The sequence below is a fragment of the Lentzea sp. NPDC051838 genome (assembly GCF_040681245.1).
Lineage (GTDB): Bacteria > Actinomycetota > Actinomycetes > Mycobacteriales > Pseudonocardiaceae > Lentzea.
Window position 1 is genome coordinate 134255 of sequence record NZ_JBFAYI010000020.1, and the last position, 21195, is coordinate 155449.

At 67.2% G+C, this 21195-nt stretch carries 24 protein-coding genes; 5 read left to right on the plus strand and 19 right to left on the minus strand.

Annotation, left to right across the window (positions count from 1 at the left end):
* Positions 1-64: 64 nt before the first annotated feature.
* From AB0M24_RS32995 to AB0M24_RS33055, 13 genes are all read right to left on the minus strand, one after another.
* On the minus strand, positions 65-1684 hold the full coding sequence (locus tag AB0M24_RS32995; RefSeq protein WP_363776918.1) for an ABC transporter substrate-binding protein: 1620 nt from the start codon (positions 1682-1684) through the stop codon (positions 65-67).
* 176 nt (positions 1685-1860) lie between these two features.
* Entirely contained in the window at positions 1861-2802 is a 942-nt protein-coding gene (locus AB0M24_RS33000) for a Ppx/GppA phosphatase family protein (RefSeq protein ID WP_363776921.1), read from the minus strand.
* An 8-nt stretch (positions 2803-2810) separates the two neighbouring features.
* A complete protein-coding gene (locus AB0M24_RS33005) occupies positions 2811-3326 on the minus strand; it encodes a GNAT family N-acetyltransferase (protein WP_363776924.1) in 516 nt (171 codons plus the stop codon).
* Positions 3313-3873, minus strand: a complete 561-nt coding sequence (locus tag AB0M24_RS33010; protein ID WP_363776927.1) for a GNAT family N-acetyltransferase — start codon at positions 3871-3873, stop codon at positions 3313-3315. The genes AB0M24_RS33005 and AB0M24_RS33010 overlap by 14 nt, the downstream gene beginning before the upstream one ends.
* A 19-nt stretch (positions 3874-3892) precedes the next feature.
* Positions 3893-4369 carry an SUKH-3 domain-containing protein gene (locus AB0M24_RS33015; RefSeq protein WP_363776930.1) on the minus strand — a complete coding sequence of 159 codons (477 nt, stop codon included), beginning with the start codon at positions 4367-4369 and terminating at the stop codon, positions 3893-3895.
* A complete protein-coding gene (locus AB0M24_RS33020; RefSeq protein ID WP_363776933.1) occupies positions 4366-4524 on the minus strand; it encodes a DUF397 domain-containing protein in 159 nt (52 codons plus the stop codon). The genes AB0M24_RS33015 and AB0M24_RS33020 overlap by 4 nt, the downstream gene beginning before the upstream one ends.
* A gap of 13 nt (positions 4525-4537) precedes the next feature.
* Positions 4538-5371 carry a helix-turn-helix transcriptional regulator gene (locus tag AB0M24_RS33025; protein ID WP_363776936.1) on the minus strand — a complete coding sequence of 278 codons (834 nt, stop codon included), beginning with the start codon at positions 5369-5371 and terminating at the stop codon, positions 4538-4540.
* Positions 5372-5473: 102 nt separating this feature from the next.
* Complete coding sequence (locus AB0M24_RS33030; RefSeq protein ID WP_363776992.1) at positions 5474-6769, minus strand: lytic transglycosylase domain-containing protein; 1296 nt, start codon at positions 6767-6769, stop codon at positions 5474-5476.
* 151 nt (positions 6770-6920) lie between these two features.
* Positions 6921-7358 carry a DUF501 domain-containing protein gene (locus AB0M24_RS33035; protein ID WP_363776995.1) on the minus strand — a complete coding sequence of 146 codons (438 nt, stop codon included), beginning with the start codon at positions 7356-7358 and terminating at the stop codon, positions 6921-6923.
* Positions 7359-7399: 41 nt separating this feature from the next.
* A complete protein-coding gene (locus AB0M24_RS33040; protein ID WP_355552898.1) occupies positions 7400-7894 on the minus strand; it encodes a septum formation initiator family protein in 495 nt (164 codons plus the stop codon).
* A 13-nt stretch (positions 7895-7907) separates the two neighbouring features.
* Positions 7908-9194, minus strand: a complete 1287-nt coding sequence (gene eno, locus AB0M24_RS33045; RefSeq protein WP_112270630.1) for a phosphopyruvate hydratase — start codon at positions 9192-9194, stop codon at positions 7908-7910.
* Positions 9195-9322: 128 nt separating this feature from the next.
* Entirely contained in the window at positions 9323-9640 is a 318-nt protein-coding gene (locus tag AB0M24_RS33050) for a hypothetical protein (protein ID WP_363776940.1), read from the minus strand.
* A 21-nt stretch (positions 9641-9661) separates the two neighbouring features.
* Entirely contained in the window at positions 9662-10882 is a 1221-nt protein-coding gene (locus AB0M24_RS33055; protein WP_363776942.1) for a cytochrome P450, read from the minus strand.
* A 16-nt stretch (positions 10883-10898) separates the two neighbouring features.
* Here AB0M24_RS33055 and AB0M24_RS33060 point away from each other — a divergent pair, with 16 nt between their 5' ends.
* Positions 10899-11600 carry an alpha/beta hydrolase gene (locus tag AB0M24_RS33060; RefSeq protein WP_363776945.1) on the plus strand — a complete coding sequence of 234 codons (702 nt, stop codon included), beginning with the start codon at positions 10899-10901 and terminating at the stop codon, positions 11598-11600.
* On the opposite strand, the gene AB0M24_RS33065 is transcribed toward AB0M24_RS33060, so the two are convergent.
* From AB0M24_RS33065 to AB0M24_RS33075, 3 genes are read right to left on the minus strand one after another with little or no spacing between them, the layout of a single operon-like run.
* Positions 11585-12325 (minus strand): SDR family oxidoreductase, encoded by a 741-nt coding sequence (locus AB0M24_RS33065; RefSeq protein WP_363776948.1) that lies wholly within the window; start codon positions 12323-12325, stop codon positions 11585-11587. The two genes, AB0M24_RS33060 and AB0M24_RS33065, sit on opposite strands and share 16 nt — an antisense overlap.
* A 50-nt stretch (positions 12326-12375) precedes the next feature.
* Positions 12376-13914 carry a BTAD domain-containing putative transcriptional regulator gene (locus AB0M24_RS33070; RefSeq protein WP_363776951.1) on the minus strand — a complete coding sequence of 513 codons (1539 nt, stop codon included), beginning with the start codon at positions 13912-13914 and terminating at the stop codon, positions 12376-12378.
* A gap of 40 nt (positions 13915-13954) precedes the next feature.
* Positions 13955-14404 carry an Lrp/AsnC family transcriptional regulator gene (locus AB0M24_RS33075; RefSeq protein ID WP_363776954.1) on the minus strand — a complete coding sequence of 150 codons (450 nt, stop codon included), beginning with the start codon at positions 14402-14404 and terminating at the stop codon, positions 13955-13957.
* Positions 14405-14456: 52 nt separating this feature from the next.
* On the opposite strand from AB0M24_RS33075, the gene AB0M24_RS33080 reads away from it, so the two are divergent.
* The 3 genes from AB0M24_RS33080 to AB0M24_RS33090 are packed head-to-tail and all read left to right on the plus strand — an operon-like array spanning position 14457 to position 16894.
* Positions 14457-15596 carry an aminotransferase class I/II-fold pyridoxal phosphate-dependent enzyme gene (locus AB0M24_RS33080; RefSeq protein ID WP_363776957.1) on the plus strand — a complete coding sequence of 380 codons (1140 nt, stop codon included), beginning with the start codon at positions 14457-14459 and terminating at the stop codon, positions 15594-15596.
* A 22-nt stretch (positions 15597-15618) separates the two neighbouring features.
* A complete protein-coding gene (locus AB0M24_RS33085) occupies positions 15619-16512 on the plus strand; it encodes a DMT family transporter (protein ID WP_363776960.1) in 894 nt (297 codons plus the stop codon).
* A 10-nt stretch (positions 16513-16522) separates the two neighbouring features.
* Complete coding sequence (locus tag AB0M24_RS33090; RefSeq protein ID WP_363776963.1) at positions 16523-16894, plus strand: tetratricopeptide repeat protein; 372 nt, start codon at positions 16523-16525, stop codon at positions 16892-16894.
* Here AB0M24_RS33090 and efeB read toward each other — a convergent pair.
* Genes efeB through efeU form a run of 3 tightly spaced genes read right to left on the minus strand, consistent with a single transcriptional unit; the run spans position 16891 to position 20086 of the window.
* The gene (gene efeB, locus AB0M24_RS33095; protein ID WP_363776966.1) at positions 16891-18132 is read right to left on the minus strand and encodes an iron uptake transporter deferrochelatase/peroxidase subunit; all 1242 of its coding nucleotides are present in this window, start codon (positions 18130-18132) and stop codon (positions 16891-16893) included. The genes AB0M24_RS33090 and efeB overlap by 4 nt on opposite strands.
* The gene (gene efeO, locus AB0M24_RS33100; RefSeq protein ID WP_363776969.1) at positions 18129-19250 is read right to left on the minus strand and encodes an iron uptake system protein EfeO; all 1122 of its coding nucleotides are present in this window, start codon (positions 19248-19250) and stop codon (positions 18129-18131) included. The genes efeB and efeO overlap by 4 nt, the downstream gene beginning before the upstream one ends.
* A gap of 11 nt (positions 19251-19261) precedes the next feature.
* Positions 19262-20086, minus strand: a complete 825-nt coding sequence (gene efeU, locus AB0M24_RS33105; RefSeq protein ID WP_363776972.1) for an iron uptake transporter permease EfeU — start codon at positions 20084-20086, stop codon at positions 19262-19264.
* 131 nt (positions 20087-20217) lie between these two features.
* Here efeU and AB0M24_RS33110 point away from each other — a divergent pair, with 131 nt between their 5' ends.
* The gene (locus tag AB0M24_RS33110) at positions 20218-21030 is read left to right on the plus strand and encodes a murein transglycosylase (RefSeq protein ID WP_363776974.1); all 813 of its coding nucleotides are present in this window, start codon (positions 20218-20220) and stop codon (positions 21028-21030) included.
* Positions 21031-21195 lie beyond the last annotated feature (165 nt).

The window sequence follows — 21195 nt, forward strand, 5'->3', positions numbered from 1 at the left end:
CGCCCGTGATCGCTCGACGGACGCAGGGCCGGACGGTCTCACTCAGAACTCAGGTGTTCGGCAATCAGGCCTTGACGCGGAAGGACTCCAGCACGCCCTGGCGCTTGAACGACATCTTGGCCTCGAGCAGGTTCTTGGAGCGACCGCCGATGCCCTTCTCGTTCCAGGTCGGCATGGACGGCATGTCCTTGGCGATGAGGTCCTCGGCCTGCTGGTAGAGCTTGATCGCCTCGTCCTCGTTGGCCGTCTCGTCGGCCTTCTTCAGCAGCGCGTCGACCGCGGGGTTCGAGTAGTTCGAGTCGTTGGACGAACCACCCGTGCGGTACAGCGGGTTGAGGAAGTTCTCGATCGACGGGTAGTCGGCCGACCAGTCCGAACGGCTCATGCCGGTCAGCTGCTTGCCGTCGACGATCTGGCGGAACGCACCGAAGTTGGTGGCACCGACGAACTCGCACTCAACGCCCAGCGCCTGCTTGATGCTGTTGCAAGCCGCCTCGAGAGGCTCCTTGCGGCCACCGTCCTGGTTGGACTGGATGGTCAGCTTGCCGGTGAAGCCCGACTCCTGGAACAGCTGCTTGGCCTTCTCCGGGTTGTACTTGCAGTACTCACCGCAGGTGTCCGGGCGGTAGCCCTTGATGCCAGGCGACACGTAGCTGGTGGACGGCACGTACGAGCCGGCCAGCACGGTCTTGGTGATCTGCTCCCGGTTGATGGCCATGGAGACGGCCTGGCGCAGCTTCACGTTCTTGAACGCGTCGATGTACTGCGGGAACGCGATGGCGCTCTGGCCGAGCAGGTTCGCGGTCACGACGGCGTCGCCCAGGTCTGCCTTGTACTTCTCGCCGACCTTGGCCGACGGAGGCAGGGCCTCCATGAAGTCCAGCTTGCCCGCGACCAGGTCCTGGTACGCGGTCTCCTGGGAGGAGTAGATCTTGTAGTCCAGGGTCTTGAAGTGGACCTTGTCCTCGCCCTTGTAGTCGTCGAAGCGCTCCATCTTGATCAGCGCGTTCGGCGTGCGGGAGACGAACTTGACCGGGCCGTTGCCGATCGGCTTGGCCTCGGCGGCCTTCGGGTCCTTGAAGAACGAGTCCGCCATCGGCGAGAACGGCGTGTAGCCGATCATCGTGGTGAACACCGAGGTCGGGCCGTTGAGCGTGACCTTGAACTCGTAGTCGCCCACGAGCTCGAGGCCGGACATCTTGTCCTTGGCCGGCTTGGCGTTCTCGTCGGCCGGGTGGACGTCCTCGAAGCCCTGGATCGGGGCGAAGAAGGATGCCGCCTGCTGTGCGTTCGGCGCGTACGCGGCCCAGTTCCAGGCGTCGACGAAGTTCTTCGCCTTGACCTCGGTGCCGTCGTGGAACTTCCAGCCCTGCTTGATCTTGATGGTGTAGACCTTCGCGTCACTGGACGTGATCGAGTCGGCCATCAAGTTGTAGGGCGCGCCGTCTTCGGCCTTGTAACCGACCAGCCGCGAGAACAGCGAGTCGGTGACCTTGCCACCGCCGGCCTCGGTCGTGTTGGCCGGGAACAACGTGCTCTTGGGCTCGGTGCCGTAGATGGACACCGTGCCGTCCGGGTTGTCCTTGCCAGTAGCAGTGGAGCCGCCCCCACCGCCGCCGCACGCGCTGAGCGTCATGGCCAACGCGGCTGGCAGTGCCACCCACGCAACCCGTGATCGCGACATCAGTCTCTCCCGCCTTTCCCCGGCGTCGGCGCAGTTATTGCGCACGCACGCCTCCCCGGGAGGTCTCGTCCACCTCCCAAAACGTGAGAGGACGTTAACCGGGGTGTCCAGGAGTACGCGCATCGAAAGCGGTCACAAACTCGTCACGATCACCTCAAGCCGACCTTAATTCTCGGCTAGACCAGCGAAAACGCGATGCCGTCGAGGATGTCGTGCTCACTGCACACGAGCGTGCGAGTACCCGCGCGATTCTCCAGCTCCCTGGCAATCGCGCGCAGAACGATGGCTCCACCGCAGATCACGTCCACCCGACCGGGATGCATGGGCCCGAGCGAGGCACGCTCATCATGAGTCATCGACAGGATACGGTCGGTGATTTCTTCTACATTGTCAAGTGTGATCCTGCTGAGGTGAATAACGTCGCTGTTGTACACCTCCAGCCCTTGGACCAGGGCTGACAACGTCGTAACCGTTCCAGCAACGCCAATCCAGGTCTTCGTCTTCTCGACTGGCACGATCTCGAACGCTTCTTTGATCTGCTGCCGCGCAAACGCTTCCGCTGCGACGATTTCTTCCTTGCTCGGCGGGTCTTCGCGGATGAACCGCTCCGTCAGCCGGACGCACCCGATGTCCATCGACCGCGCGGCCTCGACCTCCGTGCCGCTGCCGAGGACGAACTCGGTCGAACCTCCACCCAAATCGGTGACGAGGAAGGGTCCCTCTTCCGGGTCAAGATCGGCCACCGCGCCGAGATAGCTCAGTCGTGCTTCTTCGTCCCCGGTGATCACCTCAGCGGGCGCGCCGAGGATCTCCTCGGTCATGCCGAAGAACTCGTCGCGGTTGCTCGCGTCCCGCGTCGCACTCGTGGCGACCATGCGCCCCCGCTCGACGCCCTTCCGCTGCATCGTGCGCGCGTAGTCATTCAGTGCTTGGCGCGTCCGCTCGATGGCGTCGGGGTGCAGCCGCCCGGTCGCGTCGACCCCCTGCCCGAGCCGGACGATCTTCATCTCGCGGTGCACGTCCCGCAGCCACGCCGTGCCGTCGTCCCTTGTGGTCACGTCGGCGATCAGGAGCCTGATCGAGTTGGTCCCGCAGTCGATGGCCGCAACGCGCGACATGCTCACCCCTACCTCTTGTTCTTGAACTCCTCGGCAAGCATGGCGTAGACGAGACCGTCGCCCGACGTGCCCTTGCGCATACCGAGCCGTTCCATCACCCGCCGGCTCGGCTCGTTGCGCGGGTCGCACTCGGCGACGATCCTCCGCAGCTTCAGCTCGTCGAACCCGATCCGGAGCATGGCCTCGGCTGCTTCGCGCGCGTAGCCCTTGCCCTGGAACGTTGGATGCAGGCTGTACCCGATCTCGCCTTCGTGGTCGGTCCGCCACACGAGGGCGACGTCACCGATGACCTTGTCGTCCAGGCACACGGCCAGCGCGAGCCGTTGCCCCGCCTCGGCCAGCTGGTGCTCGGTCGTCCGCCGGGCGAGCAACTGCGCCACGCCCTCCCGGTCCGCCGCCTTGTTGTTGAGGTAGCGGTGGACGTCGGGCAGCGAGCGGTAGGCGTAGAAGGCCTCGAAGTCGTTGGCGTCGAAGGGCCTCAACGTCAGGCGCTCGGTCCTGATCGGATAGTCAGGCCTGAGCACGCCGGTACTCCTCTTCGAGCATCGCGTAGACGAAGAGGTCACCCCACTCGCCCTTGAAGATCTCGTTCTGCCTGAAGTGCCCTTCCCTGCGAAGGCCGAGCCGTTCCATCAACCGCCAGCTCGGCTCGTTGCGCGGGTCGCACTCAGCGGCGATCCGGTGCAGGCCGAGCTCGTCGAACCCGATCTTCAGCATCGCCTCAGCTGCTTCACGCGCATAGCCCTTGCCGTGGAACTCCGGGTTGAACACGTACCCGACCTCGCCCTGCCGATGCTTCTCGCTGACCCACTTGAGGACGACGTCACCGATCACCCGATCCGCTTCGGGGAGGTAGACCGCGAGGACCAGCCACTCACCCTCTTCGGTCAGCTCGTCCAGGGTGAAGCTCCTCTCGAGGCGTTTCTGCGTCTCTTCGAGGCTGCTGGGTTCGCTGTAGAGGTAGCGGCAGACGTCGGGGTTCGACATGTAGGCGTGCAGGTCGTCGAGGTCCTGCTCTTCGAAGGGGCGGAGGACGAGGCGGTCGGTCTTGACCGGGTAGTCAGGGCGCACGCCCACCACCTTGCCAACGTCAGCCGCGCCTCGCCTCGGGTTTTCCAGGCCAGGTGTTGTGGAGGGCCTCGGGCATGACGCCCAAGATCAGGTTTTCCAGGCCGGCGTCCCCGGAACCGAACCGTGCGAGCCAGCCGGCGACGAGGTAGATCACGCCCTCCTCGTCTACACCGAGGAAGAACCCGTCGTTGGCGAGTTCGCCGAGTGGAGCAATGACCCGGCCGATCAACGCTCCCAACGCTCCGAAGCGGTCGTCCTCACCGAAGGCGAGCAGCGGATCGAACTCGAACGCCTCCCTCGCGGTCGTGATCCCAGAGCCCTGATCCTCAACGGAAAGGCCGCCGAACTCCCCGAGAAACCGTTCGGCCGCTTCAGGGAAGACGAATCCCGACTCCTCCAGCGGAACACGCCACTTCGCGGTGTCGATGGTCCTGCCGGGGTACCAGCCCGCCTGCCTCAGGGTCCGCTCGGATTCTGGTGAGAACCTCCGCGTCACGGTGCCTTCACGAGGTGGAGGAACGCGTCCCAAGCCTCGCCAGACACCGGAAGGTGAGCGACCGGGGCCTTGCTGTCGCGGATGCCGATGCCGTGCCCGATCTCGACGCACTCGCTCCCCGATGCGCTGTAACTGCTCTTGCGCCACGTCGACATGCGGCACGCCTCCTCAGAACACGATGCTGGTGATCAGCTCCCTCGATTGTTCCGCGTCCAAGGCATCACGATCCAGCCCTATCAACGCCTCTTCGTACATGCCAAGTGAAGCCTTGTCCTCGAGAAAGAGGCCGGTGTTGAGGCTCTCCACGTAGACGACCGGCTCGAACTTCTCGTAAGTCAGCAGGGTGAAGTTGCTCGCCAGCCCTGCGTGCGCGCCGATGGCAGTCGGCACGACTCGGAAGGTGATGTACTTCCGGACCAGCATCATCATGATGTGCTCCAGCTGCGTCCTCATCAGAGCTGGGCCACCGACAGGCAGCCGAAGCGCCTGCTCGTGAACGTAGAAGGCGAACTCCCGGGCAGGCGTGAGGATCGCTTGGCGTTCGAGTTTCGCTCTGATCAAGTCGTCGATGTCCGCGGGCGTGAGGTTCCGGGTCGACTTCTCGGCCACCTCCCGGATGTAGCCGGCGATCTGGAACAGGCCGGGGATCACGTTCATGGTCCACACGGTGATCTTGCTGGCGAGGCGTTCCTGGTCGACGAGGCTGCGCAGCTGCTCCGGCACGCCGTCTGCGGGGAACTGCAGCCAGCCCTTCTCCCTGGACTCGCGGAAGAGGGCGATCAGGTACTCGACTTCGGCGTGAGGGATGCGGCAGTAGGAAAGCAGGCGGACGAGGTCCACCTCGTCGACGCCGCCCTTGCCCTGCACCAAGTCCGAGATCTTGGCTTGCTGCCAGCCGAGCAGTTCGGCGAGCTTGGCCTGGGTCAGGCCCGACTGCTCGATGGCGTAGCGGACGGCGTTGCCGAACTCCCGGCCCACCACGCTTGAGTTGCGCTTCGGCATGGAAAGCAAGCTAGGAGACGGAATCCCCGCTCCTCCAACGTTTCTGCCCGAATCGCACCGAAGGAAGTACGGCTTGGAACGGCTCTAACGCGACACGCCGTGCTAGCTGGGCGTGCTCGTCATCAAGCTGTTCGACGTCGACTGCGGCGTCGAGCTGCCGCTCTCGGACTTCTCGGTCGACGACGTGGACGACTGACCTGAGGTGCCACCCGTCGGCTGCTGCGGCGTGTTGGCCGCCGTGGTCGTCGTCGTGGTGGTGGTCGTCGTGGTCGTAGTCGTGGTGGTCGACGTCGTCGTGGACGTCGTGGGGCACGACGAGGAGGTGGACGTCGGGGTCGTCGTCGACGTGCTCGTGGAGGTGCTGGTCGACGTGGTCGTCGTCGGGCAGTTCGGAGGCGTCGTCGTCGTGGTCGTGGTGGTGGTGGTGGTGGTGCCACCTGGGTTGCCGGGATTTCCGGGGTTGCCCGGGTTACCGGGGTTTCCAGGGTTGCCAGGGTTTCCCGGAGTGGGGTTCTGCACGTCGTTGCCGGTGCCGGGCAGCGGCGGGAGGGCGTTGACGTTCTCGCTGTACTCCTTGGCCCACTTGAGGACCGTCTCGACGTAGGTCGTGGAGTTGTTGTAGCGGAACACGGCCTTGGCGCGGTCGGCCTGCTTCGTCATGTCGCCGCCGCCCGCGCAGAGGTAGCGGCCGGCGCCCAGGGCTGCGTCGTAGACGTTGTTCGGGTTGACGGTGCCGTCTTCGTTGCCGTCGCCGCCGTAGCCCGCCCAGGTGGCCGGGATGAACTGCATCGGGCCCACCGCGCGGTCCCAGGTGCTGTCGCCGTCGAGGCGGCCGCCGTCGGTGTCGTGGATGGCCGCCACGCCGGGGGAACCGTTCAGCAGCGGTCCGAGGATCTTGGGGGTGGCGTCGCCGACGGCGTTCACGCGGCCGTTGCTGGCGTGGTTGGACTCGACCTTGCCGATGCCGGCGAGCAGGGCCCAGTCGAGGTTGCAGCCGGGGACGAGCTCGCCCATCTTGCCCTCGGCGCGGAGGTAGGCCTCGAAGACGACGCCGGGGATGTCGGCGCTGCCCAGGTCGTCATCGACCGAGTCACCCGGGTCGTTGTCGAGGTCGTCGTCGATCTTGCCGTCCTCGAGGTCGGCGAGCAGGGCCGCGCTCAACTCGTCGGAGAGCGGCAGGCGGCCGGACGCGCCGAGTTCGGACGGGTCGCGGTGCAGGGCGTTCCAGACGTCCGCGGGGCCGAGGCTGACAGCGATGTCGTTGTGCTTGGAGAGGTTGACCCAGTCGACGAGCTTGGTACCGACGATCATGGTTGGCGCGAGCATGGCGGCAAGCGCGGCCACGGCGAACCCCCGTTGCCTCGGGGACAGCCGTACCGGACCACGCAGTTTTGCCATTGCCACGAATACTCACCTCTCGTGCGTCATCGCGGCGCGCCGCCCGGCAGTTACGGCGCCGCCCCCATCGCTGACCCGTTCCACCCTGCCCCACTCCTGAGCCTAGGTGTACCCAAGACGGAGTGAAGCGTCTGTTCGGTTCCGTTGACTGTTAACTCCCCGAACATTCACCGGTCGGCCACAGCCCCTGCCCGGTCAAGATTGCCAGGGCTTCGTCCCCCATGGGATTGACCCCAGGGCCCTTCGCGAGGGCATGAGCGACGTGCACGTGAAGGCACTTAACTCTGCTCGGCATGCCGCCCGCGGTGACTTGCGTGCCCAACGACTCGATGGCGTCCCTCTCCGCGAGGTACGCCTCGTGTGCACGCAGATAAGCGGCGGCGAGCTCCTCGTCGGTGGCCAGCCGGTCCTGCTGCTCCTTCATCAGCCCGCCGCCCTCCAGCGTGCTGACCAGGGAGTTCAGCTTCGGGCAGGTCAGGTAGTACAGCGTCGGGAACGGGGTCCCATCAGGCAGCCGCGGGTCGGTCTGCACGACGTTCGGGTGCCCGCTGGGGCATCTCGAGGCGATCGCACGTGTTCCGCGCGGCATGCGGCCGAGCTGCTGAGCGACCGTTTCCAGGTCAGCAGCACTTACTTGTGCGTCACCGATTCCCACAGTTCCTCGTACCAAGACCTTTGTGCCGCGGGCTTGCCCGACGGCCTCTCCGATTCAGTGTTGCGCTTCTCGTCGCCCGGCAGCTGGACGATGTACGGCGTCTCGCCGGGCCGCACCCAGTGCAGCCGTTTGCGCGCCTCGATCTCGACGTACGCCGGGTCGTTCAACTGCGCCTTCCGTTGCTCCAGCGCAGCCACCTGCTCCCGCAGCTTCTGCTGCTCGGCGCCGACGTCCCTCAGGTCGTCGCGCTGGGACAGGTAGGTCCGCAACGGGACCGCGACGCTCAGCGCCAGTGCACAGAGCACCATCGCGAACATCGCGGCCCGCCGCGTACCGGTCATGCCGAACGCGCCGCCCGTGCCGTCACTACGACGCGACGGCGCCTTCGGACGGGGCGGCTTGCGCACGCGCGCGGGCCGCGCCTCCCGCTCTTCGCGGGGGCGGCGGGGACGACGCGCGCGCTCGGCCATGATTTACAGCTTCTCAGCTCTCCGGCGTGTAGCGCGGGAACGCGAGCTCACCCGCGTAGCGCGCCGCGTCGCCGAGGGACTCCTCGATGCGCAGGAGCTGGTTGTACTTCGCGGTGCGCTCACCACGCGCCGGGGCGCCGGTCTTGATCTGGCCGGCACCGGTCGCGACGGCGAGGTCGGCGATGGTCGTGTCCTCGGTCTCGCCCGAGCGGTGCGACATCATCGACTTGTAGCCGTACGACGTGGCCAGCGAGACCGCGTCGAGCGTCTCGGACAGCGTGCCGATCTGGTTGACCTTCACCAGCAGCGCGTTGGCGGCGCGGCGGGAGATGCCCTCCTCCAGGCGCTCCGGGTTCGTGACGAACAGGTCGTCGCCGACGATCTGGACCTTCTCGCCCAGCTCGGCGGTCATCTGCACCCAGCCGTCCCAGTCGTCCTCGGACAGCGGGTCCTCGATGGAGACCATCGGGTAGTCGCGGACGAGCTCGGAGTAGTAGCCGATCATCTGCTCGGCGGAGCGCTTGTTCTTCTCGAACGTGTAGGCGCCGTCGGAGAAGAACTCCGTGGCGGCCACGTCGAGCGCGAGCGCGACGTCGCGACCCGGCCGGTAGCCGGCCTTCTCGATGGCCTCGAGGATCAGGTCGAGCGCGTCGCGGTTGCTGGCGAGGCTGGGCGCGAACCCGCCCTCGTCACCCAGACCCGTGGCGAGGCCCTTGCTCTTCAGCACGGACTTCAGGGCGTGGTAGACCTCGGTGCCCCAGCGCAGGCCCTCGCGGAACGTCTCCGCGCCGATCGGCGCGATCATGAACTCCTGGATGTCCACCTCGGTGTCGGCGTGCGAACCACCGTTGAGGATGTTCAGCATCGGCACCGGCAGCACGTGCGCGTTCGGGCCGCCGACGTAGCGGAACAGCTCCAGGCCGGACGACGTGGCCGCGGCCTTCGCGACAGCCAGCGACACACCGAGGATCGCGTTGGCGCCCAGGCGCCCCTTGTCCGGCGTGCCGTCCAGGTCGACGAGCTTCTGGTCGACGACGCGCTGCTCGACGGCCTCGATGCCGACCAGCTCGGGCCCGATCTCGTCGAGCACGGCGGTGACCGCGCGCTCGACACCCTTGCCCAGGTACCGCTTGGCGTCGCCGTCCCGCAGCTCCACCGCCTCGTGCTCACCCGTGGACGCGCCCGACGGAACGGCCGCGCGCTCCAGCGTGCCGTCGTCCAGCGCCACCTCGACCTCGACGGTGGGGTTGCCGCGAGAGTCCAGGATCTCGCGTGCTCCGACCTGCTCGATGACCGCCACTTGCGCTCCCTGTTTCTCCTGCGTCTCGTCTCGCGACGAGCCTACTTGGGCCAGGTGACCGGCTGGGGCTCGCCACCTGCACATCACAGTGGGCCGCCAGCTCCGGTCGTCTGAATCGTGCCAGATCGCTACTCGGCGGCCCAGCTGATGTCCGAACTCTCCAGTCCCAACTCGCTCACCACCGCGCGGTGGGTGCTCTCGAGGTCGGCGTCCCGGTCGACGTACACGGTCGTTCCGTCAAACGGTGCGTCGACGTATCGGATCAGGCCCGCGACACCGAACGACGCCCTGACGACGGCGAGCTTCAGCGGCCCGAGGTCATCCTCGTCGTCGTCGAACACGAGCCCGAACTTCTCGGCCAGTTCCTCAGGGCTGAACAACATCACCAGGAGCGGACGATTCTCGCTGGTCGGCCACTCCGCGGACGGCACCTGCTCAATCGCCATGAGCTTCCCCCAGAAGCAACGTCACTCCAACCTCAGCGGCAGGTGCTTCACGCCGTTCTGGAAGTTGGACCGCAGTCGGCTGATCTCGCCGTCGAGCTGAAGCATGCCAGGCAGATCCAGGACCGCGTCGAACACCGCGCGCATCTGGGTGCGGGCCAGCTGGGCGCCGAGGCAGAAGTGCGGACCGTGCCCGAAGCTCAGGTGGTCGGCCTCGCGCCGCCCGACGTCGAACGCCGCAGGATCGGTGAACGCCAGCTCGTCGCGGTTCGCGGACGAGAACCAGACGACGACCTTGTCCCCCGCCTTGATCGGCACGCCGGACAACGAGGTGTCCTCCACAGCCGTGCGTCGGAAGTGCATCACCGGCGTCCACCACCGCAGCATCTCCTCGACGGCGGTGGGAAGCAGCGAACGGTCGTCGCGCAGTCGCTTGTACTGGTCCGGGTGCTGAAGCAGCGCGATCATGCCGCCGGGGATGCCGTTGCGCAGGGTTTCGTTGCCCGCCACGGAGAACAGCCAGAAGAGGTTCTCGAACTCCTCGACGGAGAGGTCCTCCTGCATGAGGTTGCTGACCACGTCGTCGGTCGGATGCGAGCGCTTGTACGAGCCCAACGCGTGCGCATAGGCGTAGAGGTCGGGCATGCCGTCCCGTGCGCGCGGGTCACGTCCATCGGAAGGACGCAGCTCCAACGCGGCCAACGCCATGTCGGTCATACCGGCGGTCGAACTGGACGACAGCGCGTATTCGGAGTCCTGGAAGCCGATCACGCGGTTGCTCCAGTCGTAGAGCAGCGCGCGGTCCTGCCTGGGCACGCCGAAGACGTCGGCCAGCGTCAGCAACGGCAGGTCGGCGACGTCGTGAGCGAAGTCGCCGGACATCTCCGCGACGATCCGGCGAGCGTTCGAGCGGATTCCCTCTTCCAGGCGGGCCACGGCGCGCGGGGTGAAAGCCCTGGTCAGCATGCGTCGCAAACGACTGTGCGCGGGCGGGTCCTGGTTGAGCATCATGCGCTGGACGTAGGCCAGGTCGGCGGGCTGAGGGTCGCGGATCTGGGTGGCGCCGCGATGGGACGAGAACACCCCGGGCGACCGAAGAACTGCGCGGACGTCGGCGTGGCGGAAGACTGCCCAGAAGTCGTCGACGCGCACGACGTTCTTTTCGCGCAGCCGGGTGAGTGCGTCGTGCGGGACACCCGAGGTATACGTGTCCGGGTCGGCGATCAGCTCGGCATCGGTCCGCATAGAACGGGATTCTGACGTGCTTCATGTCGAACGTGGGGGAAACGGGCCGCTGCTGGTGCTGCTGCACGGCCTGGGCGCGACCGGTGAGGTGTGGCAGGACGTCGTGCGGGACTGGCGGGGCAGCTGGCTCGTGCCGGACCTGCCCGGACATGGCCGCTCCGGAAAGATCGAGCGCTACTCGTTCGGTTCGTTCGCGTCCGCTGTGGCCGACGTGATCCCGAAGGAGCCCGTCACGGTGATCGGCCACTCGCTCGGCGGGGTGGTCGGGCTGGCGCTGGCGAGCGGCTGGTTCGGCGTGAAGGTGACCACGTGCGTCGGCGTCGGGATCAAGGTCCAGTGGACCGACGAGGAGCTGAGCAAAGCAGCGGCACTCGCCGCGAAACCGGGCAAGGTCTTCGCGAGCGAGGAAGAAGCCGTTGAGCGCGCTTCCAAGATGGCGGGCGTGAAGCTGGCCCACGGCGTGTCCGAAGTGGACGGTGGATGGACGCCGTCGCTGGACATGAAGGCGTTCGGCGTCGGCAGGCCGGACATGCCTGGCCTGATCATGGCCGCCGAGGCCGAGGTCGTGCTGGCGGCGGGCGAGAACGACCCGATGAGTCCCCAGGAGCACCTGAAGGAGCTGGTGCCCGAGCCGGTCGAGTTCCCCGGCACGGGCCACAACGTGCACGTCGAGTCGCCCTCGTCGATCACCGCGCTGCTGGCTCAGCTCGCCACGTAACCGCCGTCCGCGGTCAGCACCGAGCCGGTGAAGTAGCTCGACCGGTCCGACGCCAGGAACAGCACGGCCTCCGCGATCTCCTCGGGCTCGCCGACCCGCTTCAACGCGGTGAGCTCGGTGATCGTCTGGAACAGCTCACCGGCCTCCTGGACGGCCTGGTCGGTGCGGATCGGGCCGGGCGCGACGGAGTTGACGCGGACGCCCGCGTGACCGAACTCGGTCGCCCACGACCTGGTCAGCGCGTCCATCGCGGCCTTCGAGGCGTTGTAGACGGAGCCGACCGGGGTGCCGATCACGGCCGCGATCGAGGAGACGTTGATGATCGAGCCCTTGCCCTTGGCCACCATCGCCGGGGCGAGGGCCGCGGTGAGGAAGTAGGTGCCGCGGACGTTGACGTCGAACACCTGCTGGTAGCCGTCGAGCGACTGCTCTGGCGTGGGCGAGAACGGGAAGATGCCCGCGTTGTTGACGAGCACGTCGACGTCGCCGACCTCCTCGGCCAGCTTGCGGACGTCGTCGACGCTGGCGACGTCCGAGACGATGAAGTGACCGGTGCCGCCGGCCTGCTCGATGAGCGCGACGGTCTCCTTGCCGAGCTCGGCGCGGCGGCCGGTGACGTAGACGGTGGCGCCCTGTTCGGCCAGCTTGACCGCGATCGCGCGGCCGATGCCCGAGGTGGCGCCGGTGACGAGTGCCTTCTTGCCTGCGAGTTCCTTGGTTGACATGTCTACGAACGTGCTCGCACCACATGGTCGAGCCATAAATTCCAGATGAATCAGCTGGTCAGAGCAGGTATGCGCCACCCGAAGTAGAGGCGCACGAACCGCGGCAACCGGTACCGGCCGAGCACCAGCGGTTCGATCAGGTGCACGTCGGCGAGCGACTCCAGCACGTACTCGATCGCCCCGGCCTCGATGCCCGCCATCTCCGCCGCCTCGCAGACGTCGATCACGTCGGCGTCGCGGCGCGCGAAGCACTGCAGCAGGTGCTTCTCCGGGTCGGTGAGCTCCTTCTCTGCCTTGATCATCGGCGCCAGCACCGCCCGGCAGTCGGACGGGATGGAGGTACCGAGCCGCTCTTCCCTTTCCATCTGAGCCAGCAGCATCGCCACCGTCCAATGAGGACGCCCGCTGAGCTTGCCACCGAGCACGCGGATGGGGTTCGGCATGCGGGACACCCGCTCCAGCACCACTTCCGCGGTGTCGGACTCCGCGTCGATCCGCGCGGGATCCAGAACCTTGCGGAAGAACTCCCGCGCCTCGGGCTCGGTCAGCCCGGCGATCGTCAACCAGGTCACGCCGGGCAGGCCGTTCCACCGCCGCACGCTCGTGAGGATCATGGCGCTGCCGGGCGTGTGCAGGTCCTGCAGCTGCGAGGGGTCCTGCACGTCGTCGACCACGATCAGGAACCGCCGGCCGCGCGCCTTCTCCCGCCACAGAGCCGCTTTGTCGCCGTTGGGGTTCTCCACCCCGACCGCGCGCAGCAGCTCGTTGGCGACGTCCCTGCCCCGCACGAAGATCTGCCCGTCGGGGTAGTCGTACTTGGCGAGGTGCGCGATGTGCGTGGCGAGCGCCGTCTTGCCGCTGCCGCTCATCCCGGTGATGCCGACGGTGTTCGGGAGCGTGCGGAGTGCCTGGGCGATCTCCGCGGACCTGCCGGTGAAGTCCGGAAGGCTGGACGGCAGCTGCTCCGGCCTGCGCGGGACGGTCAGGTCGCCCTTGAGGATCTGCGCGTGGACCCTGCGCAGCTCAGGCCCCGGTTCGAGGCCGAGCTCCTCGTTCAGCAGTGCGCGCGCCTGGTGGAAGTGGTCCAACGCCTCGGCCTGGCGGCCCTCCTGGAAGAGAGCGTGCATCAGCAGGGCACGCGGCCGTTCCCTGAGCGGGTGGGCCGCGACGTGTTTCTGCAGCTCAAGGGTGTCGAGCTCGCGTTCGAGCCACTCCTCGCGCGCCTTGAGCCGGTGCTCGGCGAGCCGGACCCGGTGCGCCTCGAAGTAGGTCCCTTGGAGCCCCTCCAAGGGTTCGCCGCGGCAGTCGTCGACGAGCTCGGCCCTGAGCGTGTAGCCGCCGTCCTTGGACTTGAGGTTCAGCTCGGGCAGCGTCTTGCGGATCTTGTACATGTACGTCCGCAACGCCATGACCGCGCTCGGCGTCGGGTCGTCCCAGACCATGCCGATCAGCTGGTCGTTGCTCAGCCGGATGCCGTTGTTCAGCAACAACGCCGCCAGCACCGCCCGCTGCTGACGCGGACCCAGGTCGATCTCCTCGTCGTCTCGCCAGGCTCGTACCGGACCCATCAGTGAGAAGCGCAGGCTCATGCAACAGCACAACGCCCGCAGGCATTCCCTGCTTCCCGTCTCACGGGTTGGCCGGCAACGGGCGCGGCTCGATCACCTGCTTCATCACGATCGTCGACGTCAGCCCCCGCACCCCTGGCAGCTTGGCCAGCGTCTCCTCGTACAGCCGCTGGTACGACACGAGGTCCGCGGTGACCACCCGCAGCAGGTAGTCGGGGCTGCCGAACAACCGTTGCGCCTCCACCACGTTCGGCACGTCCACCAGCGCGCGGTCGAAGTCGTCCATCGACTCGATGCGCAGCTTGGCGAACACCAGTGCCTCGAAACCGAAGCCGATCGCGGCGGCGTCCACGACGGCTCGGTAGCCGCGGATCACGCCCGCTCGTTCGAGTTCGCGCAGGCGGCGCTGCACTCGGGAGACGCTCAGCTGCACGCGTTCGGCCAGTTCGGTGATGGTCAGGCGGCCGTCGGCCTGCACGTGAGCAAGAATCTTGCGGTCCAGGGCGTCCATGCAGCAAAGAATCGCAAACACTTCCTCTGCCGACGACCCTAGGTTTGCGGGTATGAACCCGTTACGTCAGCTCACCCTGGATCAGCTGAGGCAACGCACGAGCATGAAGTGGCGGTACTACCCCGAGGACGTGCTGCCGGTGTGGGTCGCCGAGATGGACGTCCAGCTGGCCGAACCGGTGAAGCGAGCGATCATCGAGGCGGCCGAACGAGGCGACACGGGATATCCCGCGGGCACCGCGTACGCCGAAGCACTGGCCGAGTTCGCCAAGAAGCGATGGGACTGGGCGCCCGCTGTCGAACGCACCGCGATCGTGCCGGACGTGATGCTCGGCGTCGTCGAGATGTTCCGGCTGGTCTCGCACCGGGACGCACCGGTCGTCGTCAACTGCCCGGTGTACCCGCCCTTCTACCAGTTCATCGAGTCGCTGGGGCGCCAAGTCGTCGAGGCACCGCTCGACGCAGCGCACCGGATCGACTTCGACGCCCTCGATGCGGCGTTCACCAGAGCCGGCAAGGGATCCGTCTACCTGCTGTGCAACCCGCACAACCCGACCGGCACCGTCCACACCGAAGCCGAGCTCGCCCAGGTCGCACAACTCGCGCGCAAGCACGGCGTCCGAGTCGTCGCGGACGAGATCCACGCGCCGATCACCAAAGCGAAGTTCGTGCCGTACCTGAGCGTTGCGGACGACGGGCTGTCGTTGATGTCGGCGTCCAAGGCCTGGAACCTGGCCGGGCTCAAGGCCGCGCTCGCGATCGCCGGACCGGATGCGGCGGAGGATCTCGCGAGGCTGCCGGAAGAGGTCAGCCACGGGCCCAGCCACGTCGGCATCCTCGCCCACACTGCCGCGTTCACCGACGCCGGCGACTGGCTGGACGGACTCCTCGAAGGACTCGACGAGAACCGGCGACACCTCCAGCACCTGCTGGCTGAGCACCTGCCCGAAGTCCGCTACCGACCGGCACCGGGCACCTATCTGGCCTGGCTGGACTGTCGGAAACTGGGCCTCGGCGACCGGCCGGCCAAGACCTTCCTGGACCGGGGCAGGGTCGCGGTCAACTGCGGCACCACGTTCGGCACCGGCGGCAACGGGTTCGTGCGGATGAACCTCGCCACCTCGCCGGAGATCATCACCGAGGCGGTCGCGCGCATGGCCCGTGCGTGGAACGAAAGCTCGTCCGGAACGTGATCGACTGGTAGTTCTGGAGTCTGTGCGGATCAAACCCGGCTTCGCGGCGGGCACTGTGCTGGTCTGGGCCTCCGGGTATCCGGTGGGCGCGCTCGCCGTGGCCGTCGCTCCGCCGTTCCTGATGACCACCATCCGCTTCAGCCTCGCGGCCGCGCTGATGGCCCTCGTGGCGCTCACGACGAGCGCCGGCTGGCCGCGGGGCTGGCAGCTCGTCCACACCTGCGTGGCGGGGTTGCTGGTGCAGGCCTGTCAGTTCTCCGGTGTGTACCTCGGGCTCAGACTCGGCGTCCCGGCGTCGGTCACCGCATTGATCATCTCGTGCACACCGGTGCTCACAGCCGTTGTGTCGGCGGGTGTGTTCGGTGTCCGAATTGGACTCAAACAGCTGCTGGGCCTGGCGCTGGGAGTCGCCGCCGTGCTCGCCGCGCTGTGGGACCGGCTGGGATCGTTCGGGTCCGGCGCGGTGTTCACGGTGCTCGGCATGCTCGGGTTCGTCGCGGGCGGTGTCTACCAGCAGAAGTTCTGCCGCGACACGGACTTCCGCAGCGGCAACGCGGTGCAGCACGCCGTGTCGGTGCCGGTGGTCGGACTGCTCGCGCTGACCGAGCACGCCGGGGTGACCGACTGGAAGCAGTTCTGGCTGACCATGGTGTTCCTGGTGCTGGTCAACTCGATGGGCGGCGCGTCGCTGTTCCTGGTCGGGGTTCGCAACGGTGGCGCGGCGGCGATGACCACGCTGTCCTCTGTAGTCCCGTCCGTCACGGCGTTGATCGCGTGGCCGTTGCTCGGGCAGGCGCCGACGGCCGGTGTGGTGGCCGGGCTGGTGCTCGGTTTCTGCGCGTGCTGGCTCGGCACCGCCACCCCGAAGAGTGCTGTCGCCCGGACGGCAGTCGAAGAACGGGCGAGCGGTGGGTAACGTTGATCGAATGACGGACAGCACCTTCGAGGCGTTCAGGAAGGCGGAGGCGCTGATGGCCCAGCGCCGCCCTCTCGATGCGCTCCGCGAGCTGAAACAGGTGCTGGACGAAGCCGGGGAAGCTCCGTCCGTGCAGCTGCTGGCCGGCCGCGCGTACCTCGGGTCCGCGCAGCTCAACCGGGCGGAAGAGGCGTTCCGGAAGGTCCTCGACCTCGACCCGTCCGACCACTACGCGCGGTTCGCGCTCGGCAAGACCCTGCAACGGCAGGGCCGCCTCACCGAGGCGCTCGCCCAGTTGCGGATGGCGGTCGCGATGAACCCGTCACCCGAGTACCAGGAAGCGCTCGGCGAGGTCAAAGCCCGCCTGGCCCTGGGAAACTAGCGGAACAGTCCCTCGCCCCAGAACCCGCCTTCCTTCACGCCGGGCGGGATGGCGAAGTGCGCGGAACCGGTGTGCTCCACGTACTCCATCATCTCGTCCTTTGTGGACAGGGCCTGCTGCATCGGCACGAAGTGCGTGCGCGAGTCGCGGCTGAACCCGAGGAAGAACAGCCCGGCGTCGAGGTGCCCGAGCCCGTCCGACCCGTCCGTGAAGTTGTAGCCGCGACGCAGGATCCGCACGCCGTTCAACGACTCCGGCGACGCGAGCCGGATGTGCGCGACCTCGCCGATCAACGGAATGCCGCCCGCGCCACGCACGTGCAGGTCCGGCTCGTCGAACTCCTTCTGCTGCCCGAGCGCGGCGCCTTCGCCCTTGGTGCGGCCGACGATCTGCTCCTGCTCGACCAGCGACGTGCGGTCCCAGATCTCGATGTGCATGCGGATCCGGCGCGCCACCAGGTACGTGCCGCCGCGGATCCACTCCGGGCCCTCGGTGACCCACACGTGGTCGCGCAGCAGGTCGGTGTCCTCGGCCTTGATGTTGCGCGTGCCGTCCTTGAACCCGAACATGTTGCGCGGCGTGGCCTGCGCGCGCGTGGTCGACGACGTGCGGCCGAACCCGAGCTGCGACCAGCGCACCGCGACCCGGCCGAAGCCGATCCGGACCAGGTTGCGGACGGCGTGCACGGCGACCTGCGGGTCGTTCGCGCAGGCCTGGATGCAGATGTCGCCGTTGCTGCGCGCGGGATCCAGGTCGTCCTGCGGGAAGCGCGGCAGGTCGATCAACGCTTCCGGCCGCTTGTCCTTCAGCCCGAACCTGTCGTCGAAGAGCGACGGCCCGAAGCCGATCGTGATCGTCAGCGCGGACGCGGGCAGGTCGAGCGCCTCACCGGTGTCCTTCGGCGGCGCTTCCGCATTGCCACCAACGGCACCGTTCTCAGCGGCTTCCTGGCCCGCGGTCATCCGTTCCGCGGCGATCGTCCACTGCTTGAGCAGGTCGATCAGCTCGTCGCGGCTGGTCGTCTTCACGTCCAGCGCGACGAAGTGCATGTGGTCCTGCGCGGGCGTGGTGATGCCCGCCTGGATCTCGCCGCGGAACGGAACCTTCGCCGCGGCGACGTTCTCGACCTCCGGCGACTGCCTGGTCGCGAGCACACCGGCAGTCGCGCCGGCACCCGCGAGCGCCACCCCGGCGCCCGCGTAGCCCAGCAGCCTCCGTCGCGAAACCCCTTCGCTCACTTGGCCGACACCACTTCCGCGACCTTGCTGACCGGCTCGCCGAGCGCGTCGACGGCTTCGGCCAGCGCCTTGATCTCGTCCTGCGACAGCTCGGTGTAGGACTTGAAGCCGTCGCCCTTGCGGTGCTTCTCCAGCGCCTCGTCCAGCGCCTTGAACTTGGCGTCCAAAGTGGACACGAGAGCCTTGTCCTTCTGCTCCACCACCGGACGCAGCGCCGCGATCGCCGCCTGCGAGCCGTCCACGTTGGCCCGGAAGTCCCAGAGATCCGTGTGCGAGTAGCGGTCCTCCTCACCGGTGATCTTGCCGGTGGCGACCTCGTCCAGCAGCTCCTTGGCACCGTTGGCCAGCTGCACGGGCGTCAGCTCGACCGTCTTCGCCTTGGACACGATCTCCTTGACGTCGACCAGGAGCTGGTCCGCGATCTTGTCGGAGTCGGCCTGCAGCCCGGACTCCCACAGGTCCTTCTCCAGGCGGTGGTAGCCGGTGAAGGCCATGCCCTCCTCGATCACGTCCTCGCGGCCGTCGATCTTGGGGTCGAGGTCGCCGAAGCTCTCCGCGACGGGCTCGATGCGCTCCCAGTAGGTCCGCGACACGGGGAACAGCGCCTTGGCGTCGTCGACCTTCTTGGCCTTGACCGCGTTGACGAACTCCTCGGTCTTCACCAGCAGCTGGTCCGCCTGCGAGTTCACGTACCGCTGGTAGCTCTTGGTCGCCTCGGCCAGCAACGCGTTGCCGTCGGTCGACTTCTTGCTGTCACCGGTGACCGTGAAGTCGCCGCGGATGCCGTCGCCCTTCATGCCGGGCTTGCACGCGGTCTGGAACTTCCCGGACTCGGTCACCTCGACGATCAGCTTCCTGGACAGCCCAGGCCCGATGTTCTCGACCTCGCCGAGGATCCGGTCACCCTCCGCGTAGAGGTAGAACTCGGTCACCTTGGTGCCCTTGTTGGTCACCTCGAACGTGACGTTGCCCGTCGCCGCCTCGGTCTTGGCGACCTTGCACGCGTCATCGGTCGCCTCGACGGCGATGTTGCCACTCGCTGCGCCGCCCCCGCCGTTGCTGCACGCCGCCAGCACCGCGAGCGAACCGAGAATCACCACTGCCTTGCGCACGGTCACTACTCCATTGATCAGTTGGCCACGGCGGCGCGACGGCGCGGCCGGATGAGGAACACGGACAGAACAACCCCGACGTACGCCACCCACGCGATGGCCTGCAGCACCGAAGTCCGCTGCGAGTAGTTGAAGAACCCCTTGAGCAACGCCCCGTACCAGGAGTCCTCGGGCACGGTCTCGCTGATGTCGAACGCCAGCGTGTTGAGCCCGGGCAGGATCGCGGCCTCCTGCAGGTCGTGGATCCCGTAGCTGAGCACCCCGGCGGCCACGAACACGAGCAGCACACCCGTGACGGTGAAGAACTTCCCGAGATCGAACCGAATCGCCCCTTGGTACAACAACCCGGCGATCACGACAGCCACAGCGATCCCGGCCAGGAACCCGAGCAACGGCTCGGTCGTCCCCCCACCGGCCGCCTGCACGCTGGAATAGAAGAAGACCGCCGTCTCCAGCCCTTCCCGCCCCACCGACAAAAGGGCAACGACAGCCACGGCGATAGGTCCGATTTGCAGCGCTTCGTCCATTTTCCCGCGCAGCTCGGCCGCAATCGTCTTGGCCGCCTTGCGCATCCAGAAGATCATTCCGGTGACGAACGCGACGGCAATGATCGACATGATCCCGCCGAACGCTTCCTGCTGCTCAAAGCTCATGCTGGCAGCACTGAAGGTGATGATCGCCCCGGCCGCTACGGAGAGTGCCACCGCAGTCGCAACACCCACCCAAACCCACTTGAGCGCGTGCCGGCGGTCCGTCTTCACCAGGAATGCGATCAAGATGCTCACCACGAGCGCAGCCTCGAGCCCTTCCCGCAGCCCGATCAGCCCATTGGTGAACAACATCCCGACACCTCCAACAAATTAGGTCGGCCTTATTTAAGGTAAGCCTCACCTGTATGTCCAGCCGCCATCAGTGCCGGTTTCATCACGCTTGACCCCGTCACTGCGCGTGTCGAGCACGTAGCCTGGATCCCGTGGTCCCGCCGCCGCCCCAGCAAACCCAGCCCCGACGCCCCAACTACGGCAACATCTTCGGCCGCATCGTCCTGGTGCTGCTGCTGATCGTCGTGGTGGCCGCCGGAGCCTGGGCCCTGGGCGCCCTGAACCGCAGAGACGCCTCCCCACCAGGCCCGCCACCGTTCCTGGTCCCCATCCAGGACGTAAAACCAGGAGCCGCAGCCCCAGGCAACGCCTCAACCCCAGGAAACACCGACCCCAACCCGCTAGCCGACTGGGCCTCCAGGGTCGCGTCCAAAACCGACATCCCCCAACGCGCCCTCCAGGCCTACGCCGCAGCAGACCTGGAAATGCAACGCGAAGCCCCAGCCTGCCGAATCTCCTGGGCCACCCTCGCAGGCATCGGCCGAGTCGAGTCCCACCACGGCAGCATCTTCGGCGCCCGCCTACAAGACAACGGCCTCCCCACCCGCCCAATCGTCGGCGTCCCCCTCAACGGCTCAGCAGGAGTCCGAGCAATCCAAGACACCGACGGCGGCCGCCTGGACGGCGACACCACCTGGGACCGTGCCGTGGGCCCAATGCAGTTCATCCCAGGCACCTGGAACCGCTGGGCAAAGCGCGCAGCCGGTGACGGCCAACCAGCAGACCCGCAAAACATCGACGACGCCGCCCTGACCGCCGCCCGCTACCTCTGCGCGAACGGCGCCCGAGACCTCGGCACAGGCCAGGGTTGGTGGGCAGCGATCATGTCGTACAACAACTCCGTGGAGTACGGCCAAAACGTCTTCAGCGGAGCTGACGCCTACGCGAGGGCAAGCGCGACCTAGTAGCCCGAGGGCAAGGCAGGGGCGCAAGGCAGTGGCGAAGGCGAAGCCGAGCTGCTTTGAGCGAACGCTCTGGGTGGGGTGGGTCCCGTCACGAGTCGTGGCTGATCGTTGGCCGCGCCCGAGGAGGGGTGTCAACTCGACACGCTTTTCGTCGAGTTGACACCC

What these genes read in the sequence shown, in the direction of transcription:
- AB0M24_RS32995 (WP_363776918.1), bottom strand. Translation starts at nt 1,684, where the DNA reads ATGTCGCGATCACGGGTTGCGTGGGTGGCACTGCCAGCCGCGTTGGCC.
- AB0M24_RS33000 (WP_363776921.1), bottom strand. Translation starts at nt 2,802, where the DNA reads ATGTCGCGCGTTGCGGCCATCGACTGCGGGACCAACTCGATCAGGCTC.
- AB0M24_RS33020 (WP_363776933.1), bottom strand. Translation starts at nt 4,524, where the DNA reads ATGTCGACGTGGCGCAAGAGCAGTTACAGCGCATCGGGGAGCGAGTGC.
- AB0M24_RS33025 (WP_363776936.1), bottom strand. Translation starts at nt 5,371, where the DNA reads ATGCCGAAGCGCAACTCAAGCGTGGTGGGCCGGGAGTTCGGCAACGCC.
- AB0M24_RS33030 (WP_363776992.1), bottom strand. Translation starts at nt 6,769, where the DNA reads ATGGCAAAACTGCGTGGTCCGGTACGGCTGTCCCCGAGGCAACGGGGG.
- AB0M24_RS33035 (WP_363776995.1), bottom strand. Translation starts at nt 7,358, where the DNA reads ATGCCGCGCGGAACACGTGCGATCGCCTCGAGATGCCCCAGCGGGCAC.
- AB0M24_RS33040 (WP_355552898.1), bottom strand. Translation starts at nt 7,894, where the DNA reads ATGGCCGAGCGCGCGCGTCGTCCCCGCCGCCCCCGCGAAGAGCGGGAG.
- AB0M24_RS33050 (WP_363776940.1), bottom strand. Translation starts at nt 9,640, where the DNA reads ATGGCGATTGAGCAGGTGCCGTCCGCGGAGTGGCCGACCAGCGAGAAT.
- AB0M24_RS33055 (WP_363776942.1), bottom strand. Translation starts at nt 10,882, where the DNA reads ATGCGGACCGATGCCGAGCTGATCGCCGACCCGGACACGTATACCTCG.
- AB0M24_RS33065 (WP_363776948.1), bottom strand. Translation starts at nt 12,325, where the DNA reads ATGTCAACCAAGGAACTCGCAGGCAAGAAGGCACTCGTCACCGGCGCC.
- AB0M24_RS33070 (WP_363776951.1), bottom strand. Translation starts at nt 13,914, where the DNA reads ATGAGCCTGCGCTTCTCACTGATGGGTCCGGTACGAGCCTGGCGAGAC.
- AB0M24_RS33075 (WP_363776954.1), bottom strand. Translation starts at nt 14,404, where the DNA reads ATGGACGCCCTGGACCGCAAGATTCTTGCTCACGTGCAGGCCGACGGC.
- AB0M24_RS33080 (WP_363776957.1), top strand. Translation starts at nt 14,457, where the DNA reads ATGAACCCGTTACGTCAGCTCACCCTGGATCAGCTGAGGCAACGCACG.
- AB0M24_RS33090 (WP_363776963.1), top strand. Translation starts at nt 16,523, where the DNA reads ATGACGGACAGCACCTTCGAGGCGTTCAGGAAGGCGGAGGCGCTGATG.
- efeU (WP_363776972.1), bottom strand. Translation starts at nt 20,086, where the DNA reads ATGTTGTTCACCAATGGGCTGATCGGGCTGCGGGAAGGGCTCGAGGCT.